This window comes from Bacillus sp. 2B09 (genome assembly GCF_003946835.1).
GTDB classification, from domain to species: domain Bacteria; phylum Bacillota; class Bacilli; order Bacillales; family Bacillaceae; genus Bacillus; species Bacillus altitudinis.
This window is the reverse complement of record NZ_RPSG01000004.1, coordinates 318,589-330,692: the sequence shown is the minus strand read 5'-3', so window position 1 is coordinate 330,692 and position 12,104 is coordinate 318,589. Positions and strand designations below refer to the sequence as shown.

The window sequence follows — 12,104 nt, the reverse complement described above, 5'->3', positions numbered from 1 at the left end:
GTCTTATTATGGCGAAAATGACATCAAGACAGCTTGCCAATCAATTGAAAAGCCGTCTGACGAACGACAGCTGGACCCACCAGTTTGACAGGGAAAAAGATACGCTTCGTGTAGAAGATAAACATACAGGAAAGGGCATCACGCTTGAGCTCCCGCCGATTATTGCAAAGTGGGAAGTAAAGCCTGATGAAACACTGGATGAGATCGTTTATTATGTGAAAGAAGCGCTCAGCGCTATGAAAGGTGAAGCGCAGCACATCTCAGGTAAAGAGAAGCACATTTATCCGGTCATTCGTTCAACGTCCTTTCCAGAAACATCGAGTGATGAGATTCCGCTCGTTTTTGATGAGCATACAGCAGAGACAAGAATCTACTATGCACTTGACCTTGGAAGCACCTACAGATTAATTGACGAGAAGATGCTGCAAAAGGAAAACTGGACAAAAGAACGAATCAGAGAAACCGCAAGTTTTAACGTCCGTTCACTAAAGACTGTCGTGAAGATGGATGAAGTGGCGGGCAACCGTTTTTATTTCTTCCGTGCAAACGACGGGTACGATGCAAGCAGAATATTAAATGAATCGATTTTACAAGAATACGCGCAAAAAGTAGAGGGGCAAATGGCTATTTCCGTTCCCCATCAAGATGTGTTCATCATTGCAGATGTACGCAATGAATCAGGCTATGATATTTTAGGGCAAATGTCGATGAGCTTCTTCGCCAGCGGCACGGTTCCGATTACGGCCTTGTCATTTTTATATGACGAAGGCAAGCTTGAACCGATCTTTATTCTTGCAAAAAGTAGACCAAAACAGCAGTAGAAGGGAATTTTGAAGAATGAACGTTTTTTATAATGCAGAAGGTGTCGGCGACACACTCCTTATTTCATTGAAAGATGTAACAAGAGAAGAAGTAGGTCATGAAACGTTTGGAGATGTCGTAAGAATCTTCAATCAAGACACAAAAGAAACAACAGGTTTTAATATTTTCAATGCATCTACTTACATGAAAATTGAAGAAAACGGATCTGTACCGCTTTCTGAAACGCTTGTTCAAGATATCAATGAAATTTTGAACCGCAACGGTGTCAGTGAAACATTAACAGTTGATCTATCACCTAAGTTTGTGGTCGGTTATGTGAAGGAAAAAGAAAAACATCCGAATGCAGATAAACTGAACATTTGCCAAGTAGATGTTGGCGATGAAACCTTACAAATCGTGTGCGGTGCACCAAACGTTGATCAAGGTCAATATGTTGTGGTTGCAAAGGTCGGTGCTGTGATGCCGAGCGGTTTGGTGATCAAAGAAGCTGAACTAAGAGGTGTTCCTTCAAGCGGAATGATTTGTTCTGCAAAAGAATTAGATCTTCCGAATGCGCCTGCTGAAAAAGGAATCCTTGTTCTAGAAGGAAGCCACCAAGCTGGCGAACCATTTGAAGCGTAACCTCCCATAAACGGGTACAAATGAGCGAAGAATGTGTTATACCAAAAGTCACTAAGTACGTACTTAGTGACTTTTTTTCATCTACAGACAGCATGAACAGCAAAGCGTAGCACTTTTCTCGCTTTTCTGCATGAAAAAGCAATGGTATACTAAAAATCGCCCAAGAAAACGTAAGGGGAGTTAAAGTGAGTGATAAATGATGAGTTGGTTAGATAAATTTTTTAGTGTATTTTTAGGAGAAGAAAAAAAAGAAGAAAAAGCTGAGAGGCCTGAAACAGGTCCGATTGCACCAAAGCAGCCAGCTGTTGAACAGCATAAAGAATATAAAAAAGTTGAAGATACGAAAGTGTATTATGAATATCCAAAAGGCAATTTCCGCTTTCCTCTCGTTCCAGATGAACCTGCACGTGAGGCAGCAAAGCAGCAAGAAAGAAGGCGCACGCGACCAAGTCAGCCAAAGGCAAAGCAGACGACCTATCAGCCAAAACAAACGGTGCAGCCTGATCTCAATAAAAAGCCTTTTAAACCAGAGCAAATCCCTTCACCGATCTATGGCTACCACCAGGATATGCGTCCAAAACATGCAGCAGCCAAAGAAGACACATCTTCTGTCAAAATGAAATCGGCAGAAGAAGCGTCACAGCGTGTCACACTGTTATCAGAAGAAGCAGAGCGTGAACGGAATGTAAGACAGCAAATGAACATCCCGTCTATACGAAAAGAACAACGTATGGAAGACATGATGTCAGCCCAAACAGCAGAACAAGGAGAGAAGCAACCTGTCACGACGCCGCTTACTTTGCAAGAGGAACTCGCTTATCAAGATCACGTTCAATCAACGATGGAACGTTTATATGACGAGCCTTTCAGTGAGACAGAGGATCAAGATCAAGCTTTGTCACAGACCAAAGACGATCGGGAAGCATTCTTACATATGGAGCAAGCTGAAGCATCTAACGAGCCTCTAGAGATGGAGCAAGAACAGGCAGTCACCATTGAACAAGAAGAGCCGATGATTCCGCTTGAAGATGATGCTCAGAAAAAAGAGAGCTTTACATTTGAAACAGCTGAAAGCCCATCACCAGCACTCGACATGGAGATAGAAAGCCCAGTAGAAGAAACTGCGATGCTGGAAGAGAAGAACATAGAGGCTATGGAGGAAAGAGCAGAGGCTGCACGGATAGAAGAAAGTCAAGTAGACGTGTCAGCGGTAGCATTTGAACAAGGAGAACCGGTGATCATACAAGATTCGCAAGATGATGATTCCCTGCCGGAAGAAAAATTAACAGATGATGAAGTCATGCCAGTTGAAGAAGCATCAGATGAATTTGCTGACTCTGGACAAGCAGAGATCGCCGGGGATATGGCAGAAGAGCTTGAAGAAACACCTAAAGAAACGCCTGAAATAAAACGTGAAGAACCAAAACCGTCTTCTCCACAGCCAAAGCGCTCAAGCGGTCAAACCTCCACCGTTCCTTTTAACGTCATGATGTTAAAAAGTGATCAGCGCGTGCAAGGACAGAAGAAAACGGCAGATGCACAAGGCTATGTATTTCCGAGTTTAGCTCTTCTAGACGTTCCGCCAGCACAAAAAGAAGAGGACGGAACATGGGTGAAAGAACGGGCAGAACTGCTCAATGCCACACTGAAAAATTTCAATGTCAGAGCAAGTGTTGTTCATGTGACACAAGGTCCTTCTGTTACAAGATTTGAAGTGCATCCTGAACCAGGCGTGAAAGTGAACAAAATTACAAACCTGTCAGATGATATCAAACTCAGTTTGTCTGCAAAAGATATTCGAATCGAAGCGCCAATTCCTGGGAAGAACACGATTGGAATCGAAGTGCCGAACCTTCACAGTAAAATGGTTTTCTTAAGAGAAATGATCAGAAGCAGTGCCTTCAGAGACAATCCATCTCCATTAACGGCGGCACTCGGATTGGATATTTCCGGTCAGCCCGTTGTGGTTGATTTGCAAAAAATGCCGCACGGCTTAATTGCCGGAGCAACAGGTTCAGGGAAAAGTGTCTGTATTAATACCATTCTCGTAAGCCTGATGTTTAAAGCCTCACCTGATGAAGTGAAAATGCTGTTAATCGACCCTAAAATGGTTGAACTGGCGCCGTATAATCACATTCCGCATCTTGTGAGCCCAGTCATTACCGATGCCAAGACAGCGACAGCCGCCTTGAAATGGGTAGTAGATGAAATGGAAAGACGCTACGAACTGTTTGCACACTCTGGTGTGAGAGAAATCAAACGATTTAACGAACTGGTGAAAGAAAAACAAATGGGTGAAAAACTGCCATATCTCGTCGTTGTCATTGATGAGCTGGCTGATTTAATGATGGTCGCACCAAATGAAGTCGAAGAAAGCATTTGCCGAATTGCCCAAAAAGCAAGAGCATGCGGGATTCACTTACTCATTGCGACGCAAAGACCTTCTGTTGATGTCATTACAGGCCTCATTAAAGCAAACATCCCAACAAGAATTGCTTTCTCTGTTTCAAGCCAAGTGGATTCAAGAACCATCATTGATATGGCAGGTGCTGAAAAGCTTCTCGGAAAAGGAGACATGCTGTTCTTAGAAAATGGCTCTGGCAAACCGACAAGACTACAAGGGAACTTTGTATCAGATCGAGAGATTGATGAAGTGGTAGCGCATGTGAGAAAACAGCGCAAACCTGTGTTCCTTTTTGAACAGGAAGAATTGATGCTCCAAGGCTCTGCTATTACAGACGAAGATGAATTGTTTATGGACGCATGCAGGTTCGCCATCGAGCAAAATAGTGCAAGTACATCCAGTTTGCAAAGAAGATTTAGAATTGGCTACAATCGAGCAGCGAGATTGATTGATATGATGGAACGTGAAGGAATGATCTCTGGGGCAAAAGGTAGTAAGCCAAGAGAGGTCCTCATGACACTGAGTGACTTAGAACAATTGATCTAAACAAACCACTTCATTTTTTTGATAAACATGGTATGATAGCACATAGGTGCAATTTTTGAATTGGACGCTTTTCGCATGCCTGTCTGAACGCTTTTTAATGAAAATGAGCGAAAGCAGGTGTTAGAAATGGGAAAGTTGTCGGATACTAATCATAGTTAATATTGATTAGAATAGGAAGATCGGAAAAAAATCTTTATTTGGAGCTGCGATTTGTGATCAGCTAGAGACAAAAATCACAAGTTGCAAATTGAAATGAGCGTCATATACTGTAAGTCAGATAGACGTTTGTTGGAGGTACAATTATGACTGTTTATCATTTTGTTGGAATAAAAGGGACAGGTATGAGTCCACTGGCCCAAATTCTTCATGATACTGGGTATACTGTCCAAGGATCGGATATCGAAAAACATATCTTTACACAAAAAGCATTAGAAGAACGAAATATTAAAATTCTTCCATTTGACCCAGATAATATTCAGCCAGGGATGACGGTGATTGCAGGAAATGCATTCCCAGATACACACCCTGAGATTGAGCGTGCTCTTTCTGAAGGGATTCCTGTTATTCGTTATCATAAATTTCTTGGAGAATACATGGATTCATTCACAAACGTTGCAATTACTGGTGCTCATGGTAAAACATCGACAACAGGTCTGCTTGCACATGTGATGCAAGCGGCAAAACCAACTTCCTACTTAATCGGTGATGGATCTGGAATGGGGAAAGAAAACAGCGAGTATTTTGTATTTGAAGCGTGCGAATACCGCAGGCATTTCCTCAGCTACCATCCAGACTATGCGATTATGACCAATATTGATTTTGATCACCCTGATTATTTCACGGATATTGATGACGTGTTCGATGCGTTTCAAAACATGGCACTTCAAGTGAAAAAAGCCATCATCGCTTGCGGTGATGACGAGCATCTTCTCAAGATCCAAGCAAAAGTACCTGTTGTGTACTACGGATTCAATGAAGAAAATGATTTCCAAGCACGAAATGTTGTGAAAAACACAGAAGGCACGACATTTGATGTATTTGTACGTAATACGTTTTATGATACCTTCTACATTCCTGCTTACGGAAACCACAATGTCCTTAACTCATTAGCGGTCATTGCATTATGCCACTATGAGGCCATTGATGTAGAGCTCATCAAAGGTGCTTTAACGACATTTGGCGGTGTGAAACGACGCTTTAATGAAAAAGTAGTCGGTGAACAAGTCTTAATTGACGACTATGCGCACCATCCGACTGAAATTGAAGTCACGATCGAAGCAGCCCGCCAGAAGTATCCAGACCGTGATATTGTAGCAGTCTTCCAGCCACACACTTTCACTCGTACACAGCAATTTTTAAGTGAATTTGCAGATAGTCTGAAAAAAGCAGACTATGTATACCTCTGTGATATTTTCGGTTCAGCTCGTGAAAACATTGGGAAACTAAGCATTGAAGATTTGCGGGAAAAAATTCCGCAAGCCCAATTGATTGAAGAAGAAGAGACATCTGTGCTGAAAACACATGAAAATGCGATCTTGGTCTTTATGGGAGCAGGAGATATTCAAAAGTATCTTCGTGCTTATGAGAAAGTCGCAGTATAATTGCCTGTCAAAAAGTGCCGATTCAATCGGCGCTTTTTTATTTTGAATAAAATGTGACAAAGGGGCTAAATGTGACAAGATGTGCCGCTTTTTTTCGTTCGCTGTGGACAGGAATTGGCGAATAAGTGTAGAATTATTATTCAATCGGTCATTCTAGGCGATGTTTGAATGATACAACGAGAGGGTATTGAATTGAATATGCCCGCAGCAAAGGAGGTATCAGATGATTATTATTCTCTATTTAAGCGTTGCACTCATCGCAATCGCTTTCCTCATTCTTGTCATCTACTTGTCCAAAACATTGAAATCCTTACAGCTGACATTAAAGAATGTCGCATCAACTTTAGAAGGTCTTGAAGGACAGATGCAAGGCATCACCACAGAGACAGCACAGTTGCTACATAAGACCAATCAGCTTGCTGAAGATATTCAAGACAAATCGGCAAAACTTAACACAGTTGTGGATGCGGTGCAGGGAATTGGTGGCTCGATCAACCAATTTAATACAAGCATAAAGCAGGCAGCTGGTGCGGTTTCTTCATCCGTTGAACGAAATCAAGAGAAAGTCACGGATGTGGTAAGCTGGAGTAACGCAGCACTTGAAATCTATAAAAAATGGAAACAGCGTAAACAACAATAATCAACCATTTTCGCATAGGAGGAATAATCATGAGCAAAGACGGAATCAATAGCAAAGACTTTTTGATCGGAACACTTATCGGTGGCATTATCGGTGCAACAACGGCATTATTTTTAGCACCAAAGTCAGGGAAAGAGCTTCGCGATGATTTGAACACCCAAGCGAATGCCCTAAAAGAAAAAACAGATCGTCTCACAACAGATGCAAAGGAAAAAGGCACTGAATATGTGACGATTGCGAAAGACAAAACATCTGAATTGTCTCAGCTCGTAGCAGAGCAATCAAACCAGATTTTAGACAAAGTAAAAGACATAAAAGATCGTACAGCTGGAAAAGCTAAACAAGTAAAAAGCGAAGCAGAAGATGCTGCAGCAAATATTGCAAATGAAGCTTCAGATGTAGCAGATGAAGCAAAAGTAAGAGCACAAGAAGCAAAAGCAGACATTGAAGACGGCATCAAAGATGTCAAAGCAAAAGTAGAACAATCTACGAAAGGCTAACTCGCTGCTTAAGTTAGGAAGGAGCACATCATGTCTAAACAACTCATAGAAACAGAAGAACAGTTTGATCAACTAACGAATCAAGACGGAACCTTTGTCTTTTTTAAGCACAGTTTGACATGTCCAATCAGCCAAGCTGCTTTTCAAGAGTTTGAAGCGTTTGCGTCAGAACATGAGGATGTTCCTGCTTATTTCTTGCAAATTCAAAACACAAGAGAGCTTTCATCCTATGTGACTGAAAAGTCAGGGATCAAGCACGAAAGCCCGCAGGCACTCATCTTTAGCGGTGGCAAAGTAAAGTGGCATGCTTCTCACTCAAGCATTACAAAAGAAGCGCTTGAACATAACATGTAGAAAAACGTCAGCGATTGCTGACGTTTTTTTTATAAAAAAGGTTTACTTGCATCAAAAGTATGCTATAATCTTACACATAATACTTTATCGCTTAAAAGCGTTTGGGTAATAAAGAATTTTTTCGTGACAATTCCGAAATCTTTGTTTATAATAAACCCTATTATAAGAGATCAAAAATAAAAAGCGAGAGCGGGCAGAGGAAAGGATGACAAAAATGAGCAACAATGAATTGGAACAATTGAGACAGCAAGCAGATGAACTAAATCTTCAAATCTTAAAACTGATCAATGAAAGAGGAAACATTGTAAAAGAAATTGGAAAGGCAAAAGAAGCGCAAGGTGTCAACCGTTATGACCCTGTCAGAGAGCGCACAATGCTTAATCAAATTCTTGAAGAAAATGATGGCCCATTTGAAAATTCAACGATTCAACATATTTTCAAAGAAATTTTCAAAGCAGGTTTAGAGCTTCAAGAAGATGACCACAGCAAAGCACTTCTTGTTTCTCGTAAGAAAAAACCTGAAAATACAATTGTAAATATCAATGGAGAAGCGATCGGTGACGGAAAACAACGTTTCATCGTTGGGCCATGTGCCGTTGAAAGCTACGAGCAAGTTGCAGAAGTAGCGGCAGCAGCGAAACAGCAGGGACTAAAACTTCTTCGTGGCGGCGCATTTAAGCCTCGCACAAGTCCATACGACTTCCAAGGACTTGGCGTAGACGGTCTAAAAATTCTAAAACGTGTAGCAGATGAATACGGTCTTGCAGTTATTAGTGAAATCGTGAATCCTGCTCATATTGAAGAAGCGATTGAGCATATCGATGTCATCCAAATTGGAGCACGTAACATGCAGAACTTCGAGCTTTTAAAAGAAGCTGGATCAGTGAACAAACCAGTTCTTTTAAAACGCGGTCTAGCAGCAACAATTTCAGAATTCATCAATGCAGCTGAATACATCATCGCACAAGGAAATGACCAAATCATCCTTTGCGAGCGAGGCATCCGCACATACGAAACAGCCACAAGAAATACACTAGATATCTCGGCTGTGCCAATCTTGAAACAAGAGACACATTTACCAGTCTTTGTTGACGTGACACACTCAACTGGACGAAGAGATTTACTCCTTCCAACGGCTAAAGCAGCTCTTGCGATTGGAGCAGACGGTGTGATGGCAGAAGTGCATCCAGATCCATCTGTTGCCCTATCTGATTCAGCGCAGCAAATGGACATTCCACAATTCGAAAAATGGTTAGATGCGTTAAGACCACTTGTCAACATTCACGCATAATCATAAATAGAAAAGCCGCCGGATGACAGCCCGGCGGTTTTTTTCATGAAAAAATACGATTAAGATTGGCAATGAAAGGAAGAGAGCACATTGCAAGCTAAAAATATGCTTGTTCACAATGTTTTCATTTTTAAAATTCGATAGAATCTGCTAAGATCATTGTCATAGCTGACGTTCACGACGATTTTTGGTGAAATATGATTCAATTTACAGGTAACAAGCTCATTAAAGTTTGTTTAATTTAGTTATAAAAAGAAAGGGAACGTTTTCATATGAAGAAAAAACGTGTATAATTTCATAAAAGAATGTCATTTTGATGTAGATTGAAAAATTATGTGTCTCTTTTCATCGTTTTAATGACAAATAGGATATTATTTTCCTCGTATCTGACATGTCTCTATCCAATTGGTGAATGCTATAGATATGAAGTGTATTTGAAGGAGTGATTTATGTGAATAATGTTACAATATATGATGTAGCAAGAGAAGCAAACGTAAGTATGGCAACGGTATCACGCGTTGTTAATGGTAATCCAAACGTAAAACCAACAACAAGAAAAAAGGTGCTTGAAGCAATTGATCGTCTCGGCTACCGTCCGAACGCAGTCGCACGAGGCCTTGCAAGTAAAAAGACCACAACAGTTGGGGTCATCATCCCTGATATTTCAAGTATCTTCTATTCAGAGCTTGCACGAGGAATTGAAGATATTGCAACGATGTACAAGTACAACATTATTTTGAGCAACTCAGACCAAAATACTGATAAAGAACTTCATTTGTTAAACACAATGCTTGGCAAACAAGTAGATGGAATCGTTTTTATGGGCGGAAACATTACAGATGTGCATGTGGAAGAATTTAAGCGCTCTCCTGTACCAATTGTACTTGCTGCATCTGTCGAAGAGCAGGCACAAACACCATCAGTCAACATTAACTATGAACAAGCCATTTATGATTCAGTTCAGCTATTAGTTGAAAAAGGACATAAACGAATTGCGTTTGTATCTGGACCAATGTCAGAACCAATTAACTCTATGAGAAAGCTTGCTGGTTATAAGCGTGCGCTTGAAGAAGCTGGTATCGCGTTTGACGAAGCGCTTGTTGCTGAAGGAGACTACTCATATGACTCTGGTATTGAAGCGCTCGCTAATCTGCTTGAGCAATCTGACAAGCCGACGGCTGTGATTGCAGCGACTGACGAAATGGCGCTAGGTGTCATTCATGGAGCGCAGGACAGAGGCGTATCAATTCCTGAAGATTTAGAAGTGATTGGCTTTGATAACACAAGACTATCCCTCATGGTGCGCCCTCAATTGACAACAGTTGTTCAGCCGACTTACGATATTGGCGCTGTTGCGATGAGACTTTTGACAAAGCTCATGAACAAAGAACAAGTAGAAGATCAAATTGTTGAATTGCCACATAGAATCGAAGAAAGACAATCGACGAAATAAAAAAGAAAGCAGGCTCACTTGATCAGTGGACGCCTGCTTTTTTTTATGCCTTTTTCTTTTCTCGTCGAACAGGCATGAGTGCTTTTTCTACCGTTTGTGCATTTTTTTCTGTAATTTCTGCTCTTCTTGGAATCGGTGGATATAAATCGTCAGGATCTAGCCATGTGGATGGAAGCGGAACAGGTGATTGTTTTTCCCATGCACGAATCCATTCCAGAGGAAGCACATCTGGTGGTGTAATGCCTTTCATCTCAAGCCAAATGTGGCTCCATGCTCTTGGGACGACACGCCAAATATCATAGCCGCCTCCGCCCACAGCGATCCATTTTCCATCACAATATTGATGCGCCAGCTCATGGGCAATTCTAGGAATTTCCTCATATATTTTCATGGTAGCAGATAAATGCGTCAAAGGGTCATAATAGTGGGCATCTGCTCCATTTTGCGTCAAAATGACATCTGGTTTAAAAAAAGCAGCAATCTCTGTCACTGCTGTTCGATAGGCTTCTAAAAATGATTCGTCTTCTGTAAATGCGTCAAGCGGGATATTATATGCATAGCCATAGCCTTTATCATGACCCCTTTCCTGTACTTGTCCAGTTCCAGGGAACAAATAGCGCCCTGTTTCATGAATGGAAACAGTACATACCTCTGGATCATCATAGAAGCTAAACTGTACACCATCGCCATGATGAGCATCGGTATCAATATATAAAATTCTAGCGCCATATGTCTTTTGAATATACTGAATGGCCACAGAGCTGTCATTATAAATACAAAAGCCAGAAGCACGCCCTTTAAATCCATGGTGAAGCCCGCCGCCAAGATTGAGCGCATGCTGCGAATGCCCAAGCATCACTTGATCAACCGCTGTTAATGTCCCGCCAACAAGGAGAGAAGCTGCCTCGTGCATCCCTGCAAACATCGGGGTGTCCTCAGTGCCAAGACCATAACGTTCCCCCTCTGCGGTGGACAGTTTTCCTTCACTTGCTCGCTGTACTGCTTGAATGTAGTCTGCTGTATGGACAAGCTTTAATTCCTCCAGCGTCGCCATACGAGGTGCGACAATCTCATCATCCGTTAACGCCTTCATTTTTTGAAGAAGATCATAAGTTAAGTAGACGCGAAGCTGATTGAAGGGATGATCTTGGTGAAACTGGTACGTTTGAAAAGATGGTGAAAAAACAAAGGTCGCTTCCTTCATTTGATCGTCTGCTCCATAGGCCATAGCACCTTATAGCCTTTTGCACGAATTAGCTTCGTCACATGATCAGCATGCATCGTTTGAAGGCGGAAGACGAGCACTTTAGAGGATTCATTGGCATGTGGGTACACGAGTACACTCAGCATTTGAATATGCTGCTCTTTTAAAATGGACGTAATGTCTGCAAGACCCTCTGTCACTTGCGCTACTTCAACCTCTAAATGTGATCCAGGCTGATCTGCACCTGTTAGTCTTACAAACGTACGAAGTAAATCTGTTTTTGTGATGATCCCTACAAGCTTGCCGCGTCTCACAACGGGAAGACAGCCAATTCCGTGTTCAAAAAAGACACTTGAAATCTCCTCAACGAAATCAAGCGGATGAGCGGTAATCGTCTCTAGCACCATGATGTCTTCAACCGGCCGCTGAATAAAAAGCTGCCTTTTCTCTGTTTCAAAAATACTTGGACTGGCATTTTTAATATCCCGATCTGTCACCATCCCAATGACAGATCCCTGCTCAGATACGATGGGAATATGCCGAATGTGATGTGCACTCATTTTTTGAATGGCTTCTTCAATCGTATCGGTTTTTCGCAGCGTGATCACATCACGCTCCATAATTTGTTCAATCATCATGTTTACCAATCCCCTTTGCCAAAAAAACGA

At 41.7% G+C, this 12,104-nt stretch carries 11 protein-coding genes; 9 read left to right on the top strand and 2 right to left on the bottom strand.

The genetic code is table 11. From position 1 onward, the window contains the following. Positions 1 to 8: 8 nt before the first annotated feature. The 9 genes from EBQ12_RS11130 to ccpA all read left to right on the top strand — a co-directional run bounded on the left by EBQ12_RS11130 (position 9) and on the right by ccpA (position 10,232). A complete protein-coding gene (locus EBQ12_RS11130) occupies positions 9 to 821 on the top strand; it encodes a DUF1444 domain-containing protein (protein WP_008343044.1) in 813 nt (270 codons plus the stop codon). A 16-nt stretch (positions 822 to 837) separates the two neighbouring features. Then, positions 838 to 1,443, top strand: coding sequence for a YtpR family tRNA-binding protein (gene ytpR, locus EBQ12_RS11125; protein ID WP_125589984.1), 606 nt, complete (start codon positions 838 to 840; stop codon positions 1,441 to 1,443). 196 nt (positions 1,444 to 1,639) lie between these two features. Beyond that, on the top strand, positions 1,640 to 4,393 hold the full coding sequence (locus EBQ12_RS11120) for a DNA translocase FtsK (protein ID WP_125589982.1): 2,754 nt from the start codon (positions 1,640 to 1,642) through the stop codon (positions 4,391 to 4,393). Positions 4,394 to 4,695: 302 nt separating this feature from the next. After that, complete coding sequence (murC, locus tag EBQ12_RS11115; protein ID WP_046526506.1) at positions 4,696 to 5,994, top strand: UDP-N-acetylmuramate--L-alanine ligase; 1,299 nt, start codon at positions 4,696 to 4,698, stop codon at positions 5,992 to 5,994. A gap of 223 nt (positions 5,995 to 6,217) precedes the next feature. Beyond that, positions 6,218 to 6,634 carry a DUF948 domain-containing protein gene (locus EBQ12_RS11110; RefSeq protein ID WP_017367864.1) on the top strand — a complete coding sequence of 139 codons (417 nt, stop codon included), beginning with the start codon at positions 6,218 to 6,220 and terminating at the stop codon, positions 6,632 to 6,634. A gap of 29 nt (positions 6,635 to 6,663) precedes the next feature. Beyond that, positions 6,664 to 7,134 (top strand): YtxH domain-containing protein, encoded by a 471-nt coding sequence (locus EBQ12_RS11105; RefSeq protein ID WP_017358316.1) that lies wholly within the window; start codon positions 6,664 to 6,666, stop codon positions 7,132 to 7,134. A gap of 30 nt (positions 7,135 to 7,164) precedes the next feature. Beyond that, positions 7,165 to 7,488 (top strand): bacillithiol system redox-active protein YtxJ, encoded by a 324-nt coding sequence (ytxJ, locus tag EBQ12_RS11100; RefSeq protein WP_007501805.1) that lies wholly within the window; start codon positions 7,165 to 7,167, stop codon positions 7,486 to 7,488. Positions 7,489 to 7,702: 214 nt separating this feature from the next. Then, complete coding sequence (locus tag EBQ12_RS11095; RefSeq protein ID WP_017358315.1) at positions 7,703 to 8,779, top strand: bifunctional 3-deoxy-7-phosphoheptulonate synthase/chorismate mutase; 1,077 nt, start codon at positions 7,703 to 7,705, stop codon at positions 8,777 to 8,779. A gap of 451 nt (positions 8,780 to 9,230) precedes the next feature. Then, entirely contained in the window at positions 9,231 to 10,232 is a 1,002-nt protein-coding gene (ccpA, locus tag EBQ12_RS11090; protein WP_008343056.1) for a catabolite control protein A, read from the top strand. Positions 10,233 to 10,275: 43 nt separating this feature from the next. Here ccpA and EBQ12_RS11085 read toward each other — a convergent pair whose 3' ends face one another. Both EBQ12_RS11085 and EBQ12_RS11080 read right to left on the bottom strand, forming a co-directional pair. Next, positions 10,276 to 11,436, bottom strand: coding sequence for an acetoin utilization protein AcuC (locus EBQ12_RS11085; RefSeq protein ID WP_046526505.1), 1,161 nt, complete (start codon positions 11,434 to 11,436; stop codon positions 10,276 to 10,278). Beyond that, positions 11,433 to 12,074: a CBS and ACT domain-containing protein gene (locus tag EBQ12_RS11080; RefSeq protein WP_008343059.1), complete on the bottom strand. Its 642-nt coding sequence runs from the start codon at positions 12,072 to 12,074 to the stop codon at positions 11,433 to 11,435. Before EBQ12_RS11080 ends, EBQ12_RS11085 begins: the two co-directional genes overlap by 4 nt. Positions 12,075 to 12,104: the final 30 nt, after the last annotated feature.